This window comes from Kitasatospora sp. NPDC051984 (genome assembly GCF_044593455.1).
Taxonomy (GTDB): Bacteria; Actinomycetota; Actinomycetes; order Streptomycetales; family Streptomycetaceae; genus Kitasatospora.
In genome coordinates, this window is the sequence record NZ_JBIUCB010000007.1 from 1 (window position 1) to 14,871 (window position 14,871).

The 14,871-nt window shown below is 71.0% G+C and carries 12 protein-coding genes and 1 pseudogene; 6 read left to right on the top strand and 7 right to left on the bottom strand.

Annotated elements, in window-relative coordinates; genetic code table 11:
• Positions 1 to 792: pseudogene (locus ACIHEI_RS15755) on the top strand (hypothetical protein); the annotation flags it as partial.
• 72 nt (positions 793 to 864) lie between these two features.
• On the opposite strand, the gene ACIHEI_RS15760 reads toward ACIHEI_RS15755, so the two are convergent.
• The gene (locus tag ACIHEI_RS15760) at positions 865 to 1,815 is read right to left on the bottom strand and encodes a helix-turn-helix transcriptional regulator (RefSeq protein WP_396606972.1); all 951 of its coding nucleotides are present in this window, start codon (positions 1,813 to 1,815) and stop codon (positions 865 to 867) included.
• Positions 1,816 to 1,891: 76 nt separating this feature from the next.
• Between ACIHEI_RS15760 and ACIHEI_RS15765 the strand changes: the two genes are divergently transcribed.
• The gene (locus ACIHEI_RS15765; protein WP_396606973.1) at positions 1,892 to 4,225 is read left to right on the top strand and encodes an excinuclease ABC subunit UvrA; all 2,334 of its coding nucleotides are present in this window, start codon (positions 1,892 to 1,894) and stop codon (positions 4,223 to 4,225) included.
• Positions 4,226 to 4,272: 47 nt separating this feature from the next.
• On the opposite strand, the gene ACIHEI_RS15770 is transcribed toward ACIHEI_RS15765, so the two are convergent.
• Both ACIHEI_RS15770 and ACIHEI_RS15775 read right to left on the bottom strand, forming a co-directional pair.
• On the bottom strand, positions 4,273 to 5,097 hold the full coding sequence (locus tag ACIHEI_RS15770) for a tetratricopeptide repeat protein (protein WP_396606974.1): 825 nt from the start codon (positions 5,095 to 5,097) through the stop codon (positions 4,273 to 4,275).
• Positions 5,081 to 5,719 carry a hypothetical protein gene (locus tag ACIHEI_RS15775; protein WP_396606975.1) on the bottom strand — a complete coding sequence of 213 codons (639 nt, stop codon included), beginning with the start codon at positions 5,717 to 5,719 and terminating at the stop codon, positions 5,081 to 5,083. Before ACIHEI_RS15775 ends, ACIHEI_RS15770 begins: the two co-directional genes overlap by 17 nt.
• 175 nt (positions 5,720 to 5,894) lie before the next feature.
• Here ACIHEI_RS15775 and ACIHEI_RS15780 point away from each other — a divergent pair, with 175 nt between their 5' ends.
• Entirely contained in the window at positions 5,895 to 6,617 is a 723-nt protein-coding gene (locus ACIHEI_RS15780; RefSeq protein WP_396606976.1) for a class I SAM-dependent methyltransferase, read from the top strand.
• A 538-nt stretch (positions 6,618 to 7,155) separates the two neighbouring features.
• Here ACIHEI_RS15780 and ACIHEI_RS15785 read toward each other — a convergent pair.
• On the bottom strand, positions 7,156 to 8,589 hold the full coding sequence (locus tag ACIHEI_RS15785) for an FAD-dependent monooxygenase (protein ID WP_396606977.1): 1,434 nt from the start codon (positions 8,587 to 8,589) through the stop codon (positions 7,156 to 7,158).
• Between the two features lie 400 nt (positions 8,590 to 8,989).
• Here ACIHEI_RS15785 and ACIHEI_RS15790 point away from each other — a divergent pair, with 400 nt between their 5' ends.
• The gene (locus ACIHEI_RS15790; protein WP_396606978.1) at positions 8,990 to 9,406 is read left to right on the top strand and encodes a hypothetical protein; all 417 of its coding nucleotides are present in this window, start codon (positions 8,990 to 8,992) and stop codon (positions 9,404 to 9,406) included.
• 245 nt (positions 9,407 to 9,651) lie between these two features.
• The gene (locus ACIHEI_RS15795) at positions 9,652 to 11,136 is read left to right on the top strand and encodes a SulP family inorganic anion transporter (protein ID WP_396606979.1); all 1,485 of its coding nucleotides are present in this window, start codon (positions 9,652 to 9,654) and stop codon (positions 11,134 to 11,136) included.
• A gap of 136 nt (positions 11,137 to 11,272) precedes the next feature.
• Here the strand turns inward: ACIHEI_RS15795 and ACIHEI_RS15800 are convergent, their stop codons facing one another.
• From ACIHEI_RS15800 to ACIHEI_RS15810, 3 genes are read right to left on the bottom strand one after another with little or no spacing between them, the layout of a single operon-like run.
• Positions 11,273 to 12,313, bottom strand: a complete 1,041-nt coding sequence (locus ACIHEI_RS15800; protein WP_396606980.1) for an ABC transporter permease — start codon at positions 12,311 to 12,313, stop codon at positions 11,273 to 11,275.
• The gene (locus tag ACIHEI_RS15805; RefSeq protein ID WP_396606981.1) at positions 12,310 to 13,248 is read right to left on the bottom strand and encodes an ABC transporter ATP-binding protein; all 939 of its coding nucleotides are present in this window, start codon (positions 13,246 to 13,248) and stop codon (positions 12,310 to 12,312) included. The genes ACIHEI_RS15800 and ACIHEI_RS15805 overlap by 4 nt, the downstream gene beginning before the upstream one ends.
• Positions 13,245 to 13,673: a GntR family transcriptional regulator gene (locus ACIHEI_RS15810; RefSeq protein WP_396606982.1), complete on the bottom strand. Its 429-nt coding sequence runs from the start codon at positions 13,671 to 13,673 to the stop codon at positions 13,245 to 13,247. The genes ACIHEI_RS15805 and ACIHEI_RS15810 overlap by 4 nt, the downstream gene beginning before the upstream one ends.
• Positions 13,674 to 13,896: 223 nt before the next feature.
• Here ACIHEI_RS15810 and ACIHEI_RS15815 point away from each other — a divergent pair, with 223 nt between their 5' ends.
• Positions 13,897 to 14,862 (top strand): TIGR03557 family F420-dependent LLM class oxidoreductase, encoded by a 966-nt coding sequence (locus tag ACIHEI_RS15815; RefSeq protein WP_396606983.1) that lies wholly within the window; start codon positions 13,897 to 13,899, stop codon positions 14,860 to 14,862.
• Positions 14,863 to 14,871 lie beyond the last annotated feature (9 nt).

Here is a 14,871-nt window from a genome sequence, read left to right on the forward strand (position 1 = left end):
GACCTGCTCGCCCAGGGCATCGAGCTCGCCGAGGGGCACCGCCGGAACATCGACCTGAAGGAGCTGGGCCAGAACGCCCTCGCCGGCGCGATCGGTGGCGCCTCCGGTCACCTGGTCGGCAAGGGGCTGGGCGGCGCGGCCGGCCGGCTCGGCCTGGGCAGTGCCGCGCGGTCGCTGCCCGGGAAGGCGGCGATCGGCGCGGCCACCGGGGTCGGCGCCGACGCCACCACCCAGTACCTGACCACCGGCAAGGTCGACACCTCCACCCTGCTCGGCTCCGGCCTCTCCGGCGGCGCGGGCGCCGGCCTGCACGCCGGCGCCACCTCGGTCAAGCACCACAGCGCCCCGCCCAAACCCGGCGGCGGCCCGCACGACCTGCCCGACCTGACCCGCGCCGGCGGGGACGGAAACCAGGACGGCCCACCGAAGTTCGGCAAGCCCGGCACCTCCTCCTCCAGCAGCTACCACGGTCCCGAGCTCACCCCGGGTGCCGGGAGCTCCCGGACCGATGGCCTCTCCCCCTTCGGTACCGCCGGCACCACAGCCCCGCAAGGGCGGCCCGGACCTGCACCCGCTCCCCATCGGGCACCCGCAAACCCTCAAGCGCAGAACCCGAACCCGGACCTTTCATCCATGGCTGGTGCGGCTTCCGTCTCCCGGCCCTCCACCCAACAGGCCGACACCACCGCCCCCTGCACAGCTCCCTCGAACGTCGGCAGCACAGCGTATGAACCCTGCCGGCTTTCCAGTGTGATCATTTTCCACAATGGGGGTGCCCAGCAAGGCCAGTGACGAGTTGTTGCAGGTCAGGAGGTTGTTGACGAAATGAAGTGCTGATCGACGGTTTGCTCTTTGGTGCCGACGTCAGACTGCGCGCAGTAGGCGTTGTGCAGTCAGATTGAGGAAGTATCGGTATTCGGTGGGCTCGTCGATGGTGAATTCGATGTCGGTGGCTGCCAGGACGACGGTGATCCATTCGAAGGAGTCGACGTAGGCGGTGTAGCGGCAGTGGTGGTCATCGATCGGTTCGAGTTCACCGTCGATCCGGTGAAGCCTGCCGGCGGCGTCGCGAGCGTCGGCGTTGAGCGTGAGGACGATGCGGACGGTTCTGGGGCCGTGGAAGCGGTGTTGGAGGTGGCGTGCGAGATCGTCCGTCGGTAGGGCGCGCGGGGTGAATCTCTCCGCCTCGACGTGTGGCGTACCGACCCGGTCGACGCGGAAGTTCCTCCAGTCGTGGCGGTCTCGGTCCCACGCGTAGAGGTACCAGCGGCTGCGGATCTGGACCATTCGCATCGGCTCGACCGTGCGCCGCGAGGAGCCCGCCTTTCCCAGGTAGTCGAAGGTGGCGGGGGCGTGCTCGGAGATCGCTGTCGCCAGTGAGCGGAGGACGGCGTTGTCAGTCTGCGGGGGCGCGGTGTGAGCGAATTCGACGGCGGCGAGGACTTGTTCGGTGCGGTGCCGCAGGGCCGATGGCAGGACCCGTCGGAGCTTGTCCCCGGCGCGTTGAGCGGACTCGGTGACGGTCTCGACTCCAGTGCCTCCCGCCGCTGCCCAACGCAGCCCGAGGGCGATGGCGATGGCTTCGTCGTCGTCGAGCATGAGCGGCGGCAGCGCAGCGCCCGCGACGAGCTGATAGTAGCCACCAGGTCCACGGGTGCTCCGGACGGGGTACCCGATCTCGCGCAACAGGTCGAGATCACGTCGGAGCGTGCGGCCGGGCACCTCCAACGCTCGGGCGAGATCCTCACCGGTCCACCGCCGGCCGGACTGCAGCAGCGACAGCAACCTCAGCGCCCGCTGGACCGGTGTCGCCACGGCGTCCTCCCGACCAGGTCGCTCATCTCCATAGTTGTGGCAATGATATGGCCACAACTGCTTGTAGCGTCGGTCCATGGCCCACAAACGAGTCCCCGACCGCGCAAGTTGGATCACGGTCGAGAAAGCGCGCACGCACAACCTCCGAGATGTCACTGTGCGGGTGCCCAAGCATCGACTGACGGTGTTCACCGGAGTTTCGGGGTCGGGGAAGTCGTCGCTGGCCTTCGACACCATCGCCGCCGAGGCCGACCGCCTGGTGACCGGTTCCTATCCGGTGTTCGTGCGCAACCGGCTGCCGCAGCATCCGGCGGCGAACGTCGACCGAATCGACGGGCTGACCTTCACCACGATCATCGATCAGCGGCGGTTCACCGGCAGCGCACGGTCGACCGTAGGCACGGCCAGTGACATCGCTCCGATGCTGCGGCTGTTGTTCTCGCGGGTCGGACGCCCCAGCGCGGGCTTCTCCCCGGCCTACTCGTTCAACGACCCGACCGGGATGTGTCCGCATTGCGAGGGGCTCGGCGTCGTCGATGACATCGACCTCGACCGGCTACTCGATCGGTCGCTCAGCCTGCGGGAGGGCGCCATCCGGTTTCCCACGTTCGAGCCGGGCACGTACCGGTGGAAGCGACTGGTGGACTCGGGGCTGGCCGACGTGGACGTGTCTCTGCGTAACCTGCCGGGAAGCGTCGTCGACACGCTGTTGTACGCCGAAGAGATCAAGCTGACGAACCCGCTGCCGGGCTACCCCAAGCATGGGACGTTCGACGGCGTCATCCCGCGACTGCGGAACTCCTATCTACGCAAGGCGCCGTCGCGGTTGTCCGACGAGGTCGAATCGGCGCTCTCCCGCATCGTTTTCCGCCGAGCCTGCCCTGACTGCGGTGGAACTCGGCTCAACGAGGCGGCAAGAGGCAGCCTGATCGGCGGCAGGTCGATCGCCGACTGGTCGAACCTTCCGATCACAGAACTGCACAACACCGCAGCCTCGGTGAATGATCCGACCGTGGCGCCACTGGTCACAACGATCCTTGAACGGCTCCACGCCTTCGAGCTCGTCGGGCTGGGGTACTTGTCCCTCGACCGGGAGTCCTCCACTCTGTCCGGTGGCGAGGCGCAGCGGGTCAAGATCGTTCGGCATCTCGGCAGCCCGCTCAGCGACGTGTGCTACGTCTTCGACGAACCCAGCGCCGGACTGCATCCCCACGACGTGCAGCGACTCCTCGACCTCATCGCACGACTCCGCGACGCGCACAACACGGTCCTCGTCGTCGAACATCACCCGGCCGTCATCAACGCGGCCGACCACATCATCGACCTCGGGCCCGGCGGCGGAACCCTCGGCGGGATCGTGACCTTCGAAGGAACACCGAAAGACCTGACCGCCACCGACACCGCAACGGGGCGGTTCCTCCGGCAGGCCGTCCCGCTGAACACCACACCGCGCGCACCGACCGGGAAGGTGCGGATCAGCAACGCCCGCCGGCACAACCTCCGCGACATCACCATCGACGTTCCCCTCGGCGTCCTGGTCGCGGTCAGCGGTGTCGCCGGCTCGGGGAAGAGCACCCTGTTCGCCGGCGAACTACCGCGCCAGCATCCGGACTTCGTCACCGTCGACCAGACACCGTTGCGTGGCGGCATCCGGTCCACCCCGGCGACCGTGCTCGGCATCGCCGAGGCGATCCGGACCGTGTTCGCCGCCGCCAGCGGCCTGCCTGCACCGTGGTTCAGCGCGAACGCCCGTGGCGCCTGCCCCGTTTGCAGGGGCAAGGGAGTCGTCATCACGGACCTCTCCTTCCTCGACGACGTGCGCACCGAATGCGACGCCTGCGAAGGCACGCGCTTCAACCCCGAAGCCCTCGCGGCCCGATATCACGGTCACACCATCGCTGACGTCCTCACGATGAACCCCGAGGACGCGGTCGAGCTGTTCTCCGAACACCATTCGATCCGCCGGCGCCTGCCGTGGATGAGCCGCGTCGGCCTCGACTACCTCACCATCGGACAGAGCGTCGACACCCTCTCCGGCGGCGAACGTCAACGGCTGCTCCTCGCCAGACACCTCGCCGACACCACCACAGAGGCTCTCCGACTCGTCCTGGACGAACCCACCACCGGCCTGCACGGCGCCGACGTCGACCGCCTCCTCACACTCTTCGACGACCTCGTCGACCACGGCGCGACCATCATCGCGATCGAACACAACCAACGAGTCATCGCCCGAGCCGACTACGTGGTCGACGTCGGTCCAGGCGCCGGCCACCAAGGCGGGACCATCCTCTACCAAGGCACACCGCAGGGACTCCTCGACGCCCCTGACTCGATGACCGGTCAGCACCTCCGAGGGCAAGTTGCGCCGGCACGGCCTTCGGCCCGAGTACGGAACGGGCAATCCGGGTGAACCACGGTGCGGGTTGGCGGACAACCGCCTGCCGCCATGCTCGATCCTCAGCGCGGTTCCTCGCCAGCGGGCCGCTCGGCAAGCCGTTCCGCCGCGCGGGTACTCCCGAGGTCCGCTGCTTTTCGGCACCAGTCCACGGATTCGGCGTGCTTTCCTTGCTGCTCGAGAATCCACCCGACCGACTCCGCGGCCGTTGCGTTGCCCATTGCCGCGCAGATCAGAAACCAGTGTTTCGCCTCGCCCAGTGCGCCACGCTCTGCCAGCCTGACGGCGAGCCGGAACATCGCCTCGGGATCGCCATTTTCGGCATCAGGCCGGTAGCCGGCTTCGGCTGCGGCGGCGATTTCCGGTCGGTCGGGTTGCGGGTGAAGGTTGAATCCGGGGGTTCGGCTGCCGTCCTTTCGGAACGTCACCATGGACGTTTCGGCTGTGGTGCGGACGTTGCAGCTGGTCCACGCTTTTTTCTCCCCGCAGCTCCACTCGATGCCGAGTTCCCACTCGACGTCGTGCTCCTGGGTGTGCGCGGTCAGCAGGAACCACTCGCTCTGCCCGCGCGGAATGATGGTGGGAAGTGTGATGGGAACGGGCCCGTCCGCCATTTGCGCCGGTTCGTCCAGCCACACCCGAACCTGCGGGTCCGGGATGCTGCCCCAGGGGTCGATTTCCAACGGTGCGGTTCGAGTGGGATGACGGGATTTCACCCGGAAGCCCAGGGTGTGCACGACCACCGGCTCCGCCTCGGGTGCGCTCACTCGCACCGCGATCCCGTGTCCGCTGACCTGAGCGGTAATCGGGCGCGGACCGGTTGCCGAGCTGGGCGGATAAATCAGCTGAAGACGGCTGATGAATCGGACTTCAACGACGGGTTCCAAAGGGCCACCTCCGTGCTCCTGGCTTGGCCGTGAACTCGAAAGGATGCCCACCGAGATCGATGACGCTCGTGCCCGACCGGCCCGCGCAGGTCCAGTCGAGTTCCAGGCGCCATTCGACGTAGTGGCGGGTGGAGGTGACTGTCAGCTCGAATACTTCCGGGTCGCCCGGAGAGACCGTGTACAGGAATTTCGGGCCTTTCAGGCGTGGCGGGTTCTTGTCGAGATCAAGGGAATACTTGCGCACTTGCGGGATTCCCAGATGCGTGGTCTCGGTTCCGTCGAGCGGAGGGCGGCGCGCCACCACAATGGGGCGCAAGGCGCGTAGCAGGACGGCCCGGTCCTCGACGGCCTCCACAAAGATCCGGACCAGCCCACCGCTGAGGGGAACTCCGTCGGACCAGTCGCGCTGGATCACGTAGTCGGATTCCACCTCGCAGGTAATGGCGACCGGAATTTCGGCAGGAGGCCGCTGCGGGGGAGAGTGGTAGATGTTCACCGCCCCGACCGATCCGGCCTGTACGGCCGACTCGGCCCTGCCCGAGAAATCGTTGTGCGTCCGCGGTTCCGACGTCCCGCCGCTGTCCGAGCGTTCGGGATCCCTGGTGCCACCGTGATCACTCATGCTTCCCCCACGCTGAGATCGTGCGATCGGCGCTGCGGTCGCCGGCGTGCGTCTCAGCCATCGTCCTCCGTCCGGGTGCCGGAAGGAGCCGGTTCGCCGGAGATTCCAGGGCTGGGCCGAGAAAGGTGGGAAGCCCGTGGCGGTGTCGCGGACGAGCGAGTAGCGTCCGGGCTCGATGACCGACTCCTGGGACACCATCGCCGATTGGTACACAGCCCTGCTGCGGGCCGGCTCCGCGATGAACGACTTCAACCGCGATGTCCTGCTCGAACACCTCCCCGACGAACTCGGCGGCCATCGCGTGCTCGATCTCGGCTGTGGCGAAGGCGTCATCGCCCGTGCGGTGGCCGCGCGCGGGGCCTCGGTCGTGGGTATCGACCCGTCACCTCGCATGATCGAGCACGCGAAGTCCGCCGTGGCAGGCCGGGCCGGTACGGTGAGCTACTCGGTCGACGACGGATGCGTGCTGAGGACGGTCGCCACCGACTCGGTCGACTGGGTGACCGCCGGACTGTCCCTGAACAACGTGCCCGACCTCGACGCCGCACTCTCGGCCGTCCGGCGAGTGCTGACGGTGCACGGCTCGCTCGTCTTCACCATCCCGCACCCCTGCTTTGAAGCACCCCACGCCACCTGGACGCAGACCGAGGACGGCACCGCCCGCCGGGTCGTCGGCGCCTACCTCGCCGAAGGATTCTGGCGCTCGACCAACCCCGAGGCCGTCCGCCGAGCCGGCAACCAACACCGGACCTTGTCGACGTACCTGATGGCCCTTGTCCGCCAGGGTTTCGTCCTGGACGCCATCACCGAGCCGGCCCCGGGCTGCCAACTCGCGGCCGCACAGCCACAGCGAGCCGGGCTGCCGCCATTCCTCGCCGTCCGCGCGCACCGCGGTTGAGCGCGGACCAGTACCAACCGCGCGCCCTCGGCCCCGACGTTCACGAGGGCAGTGGCATCAACTGCCCGCAGTGAGGTTTACCGGCCACGGCCGTTCGCCGACCTCGCAGTGGTAGCACCGGGCGACGCAGGAGCGCGTTGCCGGCACCGATGGCGGGCTGCTCGAAGCTGCCGTTGACCAGGGCGATGCGGGACGGGACGGGCGTGGTCACAGTCTTCCCCTTCGGGTCGGTGGCGTGAGTGCGGACGGTCGGACCGGAGGTGACGAGGGATCCGGAATCGCCGGCCGAGGAGCCCGCGCAGTCGCGGCCGGGCCCCGCAATTCCCCGGCGAACCGGGAGCGGAGCTGCGGCGGACCGGGCATCCGAGCCTCAGAGTGGCTGGTCGTTTCTGTGCGCACCAGGGCGTGGGATTCGTGTGCGGAGCATGGAAAGTGGCGTCCGCCTCGAACACCCCGGGGCGTGAACGCCCTGGCGTGGACCGGGGCCGGGCGCAGCGCGGCGCGTTCGCGAGCCGGGGGGCGGGGGTGTGGCGTCGCGTCAGGGCTGATGGGGGCGCGGGGTGCCGAACCAGCGGGTCAGGGCGGCCGTCAGGGTGTGCTGGTCGCCGCCTAGCCAGGCCACGTGGCCGTCCGGGCGGAGCAGGACCGCGGGGGCGGGCAAGTCCGGGCAGGGGTCGGTGAGTTGGTCGACGCGGTCGGACCAGGGGGCGGCCGAGAGGTGGCCGGTGCGGTCGAGGAGGAGGCCGCGGGCGGTGTGCAGGTGGGCGTAGAGGCGGCCGGTGGTGAGGGGGATGTCCCGTTGGTGGCGGCCGAGTTGGTCGGGGCCGTCGCCGAAGTCGTAGCGGATGTCCAGGGCCGTGATGATGCCGGTGATGTGGCGGTTGACCTCGGGGAAGTCCATCAGGCGGGTGAACAGGTGGCGCAGGGCGGTCGGGCCCGGGTCGGTGCCGATCATGATGCTCTGGGCGCGGGTGTTGTCCAGGACGGCGGCGCCCACCGGGTGGCGCTCGGCGTGGTAGGTGTCCAACAGGCCGGGCGGGGCCCAGCCGTTGACCTCCGCCGCCAGTTTCCAGCCCAGGTTGAACGCGTCCTGCACGCCGAGGTTGAGGCCCTGGCCGCCGGTCGGCGGGTGGATGTGCGCGGCATCGCCCGCGAGCAGGACCCGGCCCACCCGGTACTGCTCCGCCTGGCGGGTCGCGTTGCCGAAGCGGGACAGCCAACGCGGCGAGTGCACACCGAAGTCGGTGCCCGCCACCGCACGCAGCTGCTGCCGGAAGTCGTCCAGCGTCGGCGCCGTCCGATCCTCGGACACACCGTCGGCCGGCACCACCACCCGGTACTGCCCGTCGCCCTCCGGCTGCAGGCCGAACCGCACCTGGGTGCGCCGCACCCGCTCCACCACCTCGGCGATCCGCTCCGGGTCCTCCGCGGCCGACAGCTGCCCCACCAGGGTCTCCACCGTCGCCGCCTCGCCCGGGAACGCCACACCCGCCAGCCGGCGCACCGTGCTGCGACCACCGTCGCAGCCCACCAGCCAGCGCGCCCGCAGCCGCGAGCCGTCCGCCAACTCGACCTCGACACCCTCCTCGTCCTGCGCCAGACCCACCACCTCGCGCCCGCGCCGCAGCTCCACGCCCAACTCCGCGGCGCGCTCCGCCAACAGCCGCTCCGTCACCGGCTGCGGCGTCGCCAGACCGTACGGATGGGCGGTGTCCATGCCCTCCGGCCAGTCCTTCATCACGCCGCCGAACAGGCCGCCGACCCGGTACTCCGGACTCACCGCCCGGAAACGCTCCAACAGACCGCGCTGATCCATCACCTCCACACTGCGCGCATGCAGACCCTGCCCGCGGGACTCCCCGGTCGGAGCCGTCAACCGCTCAAGAACCACCACCTCCACCCCGTGCAGCCGCAACTCGCACGCCAGCATCAGCCCGGTCGGCCCGCCGCCGACCACCAGCACGTCGATCATCAACTCTCCCAAATCGTCCGGCAAGTGATTTTTCGTCAGATTCGGCGCGTACTTCGCTTCCCGCGCTTCCCCGCCCTTGGTCGGACATTCTGCGACAGCCCGGGGGCCTTGCCGCAAGCCCCCCGTCGCGCTATAGCTTGAGAGTGGCAGGAGCGGCCCGACCGCCCTGCCGTTGCTGTTCCCGGCACCTGTGTTCGAGCCGGCGGCCGGCGCGACGGCGCGCCGCCCCCGGATGCGGCGTGTGCGCGGCGTGTGCGCGGCCGGGAACCGGACAAACCCGTGGCCGAGACCCCGGCAGACCGCCCGCAGCCGCACACCCACGGTGACCGTCCGGATACGATGACGGCACATCAAGTCCGCCGGCGGGGAGCCGGGACGGACGCGAGCCGGGGAGGGCGGGATGCGCCGAGCCGTGCCGCCGATCCGGCAGTTGCGCGCCGGTCCGAGCGCCGCGAGGGTCGCCACGTTGGTCGCCGCGTTGGCGGTGACGCTGGTCGTGGCGCTGCTCCCCGGCCCGGCCGGCGGCGACCGGTTCGCGGACGCCCGCGGGGCAGCGGTCCGGGCGGCCAACAGCGCGAGCAACGCGAGCGCCGCGGGCAGCATGGCGGAGGAGGAGCCGGAGAGCGTCGAACGTGGACGCGGCTCCACAACTCCCGCCCCCGCAGCCCCCGTTCGCCGCGAGGCCCGGCCGTCCGCGGTGGCGAAGCGATCGGCGGTCGGCGCGGCCCCGCGCACGCCGCCCGATACCGCCGGCCGTCAGCCCGCACCGGCCGCACATCCGGCCGGGCCCGCCGTACTTCAGGTGTTCCGCCACTGAGCCGGAGCCGTCGCGCCCGGCCCCGACACCCCGTCACCGACCGACCACCGTCGCGCCGCACCGTGCCGTATCGCCCCGCGCACCGCATCGCGCCGTGCCGCACCGCATCGCCCCGCGCCGCGCAACCTCGCCCCAGCCTGCCCGCGCCTGCCCGCGCCCGCCCGCACGCCGGACGGCCGCCGGGCGGACCGGGCGTGCCCCGCGCCACCGGAAGTCCCCGTCACTGCTACGTCCGAGGACCCGCCATGCCCTGGAACCCTGCCCGGGTGCGCGCCGTGCTGCGCACCGATCTGCCCGCCTCGATCACTGTCTTCCTCGTCGCCGTCCCGCTCTGCGTGGGCGTCTCCGTCGCCTCTGGCGCGCCCGCCGAACTCGGCCTGGTCACCGGCATCATCGGCGGCCTGGTGGCCGGCGCGCTGCCCGGCAGCAGTCTGCAGGTCAGCGGGCCCGCCGCCGGGCTGACCGTGCTGGTCCACTCCGCCGTCACCACCTACGGGTTGCCCGCGCTCGGCGTGGTGGTGCTGACCGCCGGGTTGGTGCAGGTGTTGCTCGCGGTGCTGCGCCTGGGGCGCTGGTTCCGGGCCGTCTCCGCCGCGGTGGTGGAGGGGATGCTCACCGGGATCGGCATCGTGCTGATCGCCTCGCAGTCCTATGTGTTGCTGGATCGCAAGGCCGGCGGCGAGGCGCTCGCCAACCTGGTCGGTCTGCCCGTCGCCGCCGTCCGGGCGGTGGACACGGCGGCCGGCGGGGCGTCGCTCGCCGTCGGCGCGGGGGTGGTCGCGGTGCTGGTGCTGTGGAAGTTCGTGCCGCGCCGACTCTCGCTGCTGCCCGGCCCGTTGGTGGCCGTGGTGCTCGCCGCGGCCGCTGTCCGGCTGCTGCACCTTCCGGTGCCGACCGTCCGGGTGGACGGCCTGCTCGACACCGTGCAGCCGCCGGGCGCCGAGCAGTTCGCGCTGCTGGTGCGGCCCGAAGTGTGGGGCACCGTGCTGGCGTTCGCGCTGATCGCGTCCGCCGAGAGCCTGTTCAGCGCGTCCGCAGTCGACCACATGCACGCCGGGCCGCGCACCGCGTACAACCGGGAGTTGCTCGCCCAGGGCGTCGGAAACGCGGTGGCGGGGGCGCTCGGCGCGCTGCCGATGACGGCGGTGATCGTCCGCAGCGCCGCCAACGTGCAGGCGGGCGCCCGGACGAAGGCCTCGCGGATCCTGCACGGAGTCTGGCTGCTGCTGTTCGCGCTGGTGCTGCCGGGTCTGCTGCACCTGGTGCCGCTGGCCGCGCTCGCCGGGCTGCTGGTTCACGCGGGCGGCAAACTCGTCGCGCCCCGGGCCCGGTTGAGGATGTGGCGCGCGGATCGCTCCGAGGCGCTCGTGCTGCTCGCCACCGCGATCGGCATCGTCGCCCTCAACCTGCTGGAGGGCGTGGTGATCGGCCTGGTCGCCGCGCTCGCCAAGACCGCGTGGGACGTCACCCACATTCGGCTGCACGTCGAACAGTCGCCGGACGGCACCGTGGTGCGGGTGCACGGGAACGCCACCTTCGTCAAACTCCCCACCCTGGTCGACCGGTTGGAGGACGTCACCCCGACCGGCCCGGTGGAGCTCGACCTGTCCGCCCTCACCCACCTCGACGCGGCCTGCCGCCAGGCCCTCACCTCCTGGGCCGACCAGCACCGCCGACGCGGCGTCCCCGTCACCGTCACCCCCGGCCCCGAGCTGGTCGGATCGACCTGACGTATCATCAACAGCCGGTGCCCGGCACCGTGGTTGACAGCCCACGGCGCCGGGCATCGGCGCGTTCAGACGCGGCGGACCGGGTGACCCACCGTCGCGTTCAGACGCGGCGGACCGGGCGGCCCAGCCGTCGCGTTCAGACGGCGGACCGGGTGACCCGCCGGTAGACCAGGAACACCAGGGCGGCCGAGAGGGCCAGCAGCAGGCCGCCCTCGACCAGCTGCATCGGGATGAAGTGCGAGTTCGGGTGGTAGGTCGCCCAGGCCTGGGTGGCCTTGTCGCACGCGTCGCCGAGGTGGTAGCAGTCGGCCTCGGTCGCCCGCGTCCCGTTCGCCAGCACCGGTCCGTGGTCCACCAGCCAGGCTCCGTACGGAATTTGGCCGGGGACGCCGCGCCAGTGGCTGATCTGCCCGCCGAGGTTGCCCGTTGCTTCGGACACCGGAACGAAGTACACCCGGAGCGAGCGGACCAGCAGTTCGGCCCCCAGCACGAGGACGCCGGTCACCAGCATCGACACCACGGTGCGGCGCACCAGTTGACCGACCGCCACGCCGACGGCCAGCGCGAACAGCGACCAGGCGAGCGGCGCGAGGCCGATCGTCGCGTAGGTGAAGCCGGGGAAGAGGTCGTTCCGCCCGAAGTCGAGACGGTTCATGTCGAGCGCGAGCCAGGTGTTCAGCGCGGCGAACAGGCCGATCGCGAGGATCACCAGCGCCGCCGGCGCGGCCAGCCGGGCGGTCAGCCAGCGCGCCGGCGACACCGACTGGGCGCGGATCATCCGCACGGTGCCGCGCTCGTACTCCTGGGCGAGCAGCGGTGCGCCCAGGAACATGCCGACCACCGCGGGCAGCAGGAAGAACGGCCGGTGCATCCAGTCGGCGGTCCAGTTCACCGCGTCGTTGACGTCGGTGATGAAGTGGTCGCAGGCCGGCACACCCCAACCGCCGCCATCGCGGCACTCGCCGTGGTACAGGGAGATCTCGCGCTGGATCTTGAAGTGCAGGAACAGCTGGACGGCGGCCACCAGCAGCATGGCGCCGCCGACGGTCCAGACGGCGAGGCGGTTCTGTCGCCAGGCCAGCCAGGCGAGGCCGTGCAGGCGGGAGCGGCGGGCGGGAGCGGGCTCCTTGGCCGGGCCGGAAGCGGTGTCGGGCGAGGTCAGCTGTGCGGTGCTCATGCGGCGGCCTCGCTGATGGTCGAGAGGCGGTCGCCCGGGGTACCGGCCTCGGCGGGATTGCGCAGGTGGGCGAGCAGGAGTTCCTCCAGGCGCGGACGCGTCGCGTCCCACGACTCGGGCAGGTCCCCGGTCGGCGGGCCGGCCGGGTCGATGCGGATCAGGCCGGTGGCCTGGCGGCCGGTGACCCGCCACTCGATCACCTTCCCGGCGGGCCGCTCCGCGTCGGCCAGGCCGGCCACCAGCCGGTGCCCGTCCAGGAGTTCGTCCAGGTCGCCGGCCAGTCGGACGCGGCCGGACTGCACCAGCAGGACGTGGTCGACCACCTCCTCCAGCTCGGACATCAGGTGCGAGGAGATCACCACAGTGGTGCCGTGCTCGGCGGCCTGGGCCAGCAGCAGGCCGGTCAGGTCGTGCCGGGCCAGTGGGTCCAGATCGGCGAACGGCTCGTCCAGCAGCAGGAGTTCGGCCCGCTTGCCGAGCGCCATGGCCAGCGCGACCCGGCTGCGTTGGCCGCCGGACAGCCGGCCGACCCGGGCGTTCGGCCGCAACTCGCCGAGCTCGACCACGCGTTGGGCTGTCGCCTGGTCCCAGGACGGGTTCAGCTCGCGGCCCATCCGCAGCGTTTCGGCGACCGTGAACGTCCGGTAGAGCGGCTTCTCCTGCGTCACATAGGCCACCTTGGCCCGCAGTTCGGGCGCCGCGGGGCCCGTCACCGACTCGCCGAGCACCCGCAGTTCGCCCTCGGACGGGGCGAACAGCCGTGCCGCCAGCCCGAGCAGTGTGCTCTTGCCCGCCCCGTTCGGCCCGACCACGCCGCAGACCCGGCCGGTCGGCACCGTGAAGTCGCAGTGCCGGACCGCCCATTGATTCCGGCGGTAGGCCCAGCCGAGGTCCTTCGCCTCGAGTGCGAGCGGCGTACCCATCGCTGCTGTCATTCCTCACCCTTGTCCAGTGTCGTCCGCTCCGCCGGGCGGCCCCCGGTCGCGAAGCGCTGATCCAGTACGGAGGCCACCAGCGCGCCGATGTCCTCCCGCTCGAGCCCGGCCTTCCGGGCCGCGTCCACCCACGCCGTCAACTGCGCCCGCAGCGGCCCGTCCTCGGCCGTCTCCGGCCGGGACAGCGACCGCAACACGAACGTCCCCAGCCCCGGACGCGGCGCCACCAGCCCCTCCCGCTCCAGCTCCCGGTACGCCTTCAGCACGGTGTTCGCATTGACCGCCGTCCGCTCCACCACCTCCCGCGCCGTCGGCAACCGGTCCCCGGGCTGAAGGGCGCCGAGCCGCAACGCGTGCTTGGTCTGCTGGACGATCTGCTGATACGTCGGCACGCCACCGCGCCGATCCAGGCGGTACTCGATCACGGCACCACCACCCTTTCACTAATTGATTAGTGGAATGGTGGCGGTCGGGCGTGGCCAGGTCAAGTCGCCTGGTGAGAGGCATGTTTGACGACACTTCGGGTCGGGCGGGGTGAGATGCGCGGGCCGTGGTGAACGTTCCACGAGGTGCCCGGGCTTGCTGCGAACGGCGGGAAAACCGGCGGATCCGGGTGCGGACCCGTGTGACCTGGGCACACGCGCAACCATGGTGCGAATCGGATACACGATGATGACGGAGCAGCGCGGCCCGACCGATCTGGTCGCGGACGTGGTGGGTGCGGAGCGGGCCGGGTTCGACTTCTCGGTGATCAGCGACCACTACTTTCCGTGGCTGGCCGAACAGGGGCATGCCCCGAATGCCTGGGTGGTGCTCGGCGCGGCCGCCCGGGCCACTGACGCGCTGCCGCTGATGACGTACGTGACCTGCCCGACGTTCCGCTACCACCCGGTGGTGGTCGCGCAGCAGGCCGCGACCGTTCAGCTGCTCTCCGGCGGTCGGTTCCGGCTCGGGCTGGGCAGCGGCGAGAACCTCAACGAGCATGTGATGGGCCGGGGTTGGCCCGCCGCGGCGGTGCGGCAGGAGATGCTGGCGGAGGCCGTCGAGATCATTCGGGCGCTGTTCGCCGGGGGGTACGTCACCCATCACGGGCAGCACTTCCAGGTGGACCGCGCGAAACTGTGGGATCTGCCCGAGCCGCCACCGCCGATCGGCGTCGCCGTCTCCGGCCCGGCCTCCTGCGCGCTCGCCGGACGCCTCGCCGACCTGGTGATCGCGGTCCAGCCGGAACGGTCGCTGCTGACCGGGTTCGCCGAGCACGGCGGAGCGGGAAAGCCCGCCGTCGGGCAGATCCCGATCTGCTTCGACCGCGACCGCGACGCCGCCGTCACCCGCGCCCACCAGCAGTTCCGCTGGCTCGGCGGCGGCTGGAAGGTCAACGCCGAACTTCCCGGCCCGGCCGCGTTCGCCGCCGCGAGCCGGTTCGTGCGCCCCGAGGACGTCGCCCGGATCGTCCCCTGCGGCGACCGGACGGAGGACTTCCTCGGCGCCGTCCGCCCGTTCGTGCAGGCCGGGTTCGACGAGCTCGCGCTGATCCAGATCGGCGGCGGGAGCCAACCCGCGTACCTGGACTGGGCGGAGCGCGAGCTGCTGCCCGCGCTCCGCGAACTCTGACGGAACGCC

Bases quoted from the DNA above. Each gene is read 5' to 3' on its own strand.
- ACIHEI_RS15765 (WP_396606973.1), top strand. From the start codon at position 1,892: ATGGCCCACAAACGAGTCCCCGACCGCGCAAGTTGGATCACGGTCGAG.
- ACIHEI_RS15775 (WP_396606975.1), bottom strand. From the start codon at position 5,719: ATGAGTGATCACGGTGGCACCAGGGATCCCGAACGCTCGGACAGCGGC.
- ACIHEI_RS15780 (WP_396606976.1), top strand. From the start codon at position 5,895: ATGACCGACTCCTGGGACACCATCGCCGATTGGTACACAGCCCTGCTG.
- ACIHEI_RS15785 (WP_396606977.1), bottom strand. From the start codon at position 8,589: ATGATCGACGTGCTGGTGGTCGGCGGCGGGCCGACCGGGCTGATGCTG.
- ACIHEI_RS15790 (WP_396606978.1), top strand. From the start codon at position 8,990: ATGCGCCGAGCCGTGCCGCCGATCCGGCAGTTGCGCGCCGGTCCGAGC.
- ACIHEI_RS15795 (WP_396606979.1), top strand. From the start codon at position 9,652: ATGCCCTGGAACCCTGCCCGGGTGCGCGCCGTGCTGCGCACCGATCTG.
- ACIHEI_RS15800 (WP_396606980.1), bottom strand. From the start codon at position 12,313: ATGAGCACCGCACAGCTGACCTCGCCCGACACCGCTTCCGGCCCGGCC.
- ACIHEI_RS15805 (WP_396606981.1), bottom strand. From the start codon at position 13,248: ATGACAGCAGCGATGGGTACGCCGCTCGCACTCGAGGCGAAGGACCTC.
- ACIHEI_RS15815 (WP_396606983.1), top strand. From the start codon at position 13,897: ATGGTGCGAATCGGATACACGATGATGACGGAGCAGCGCGGCCCGACC.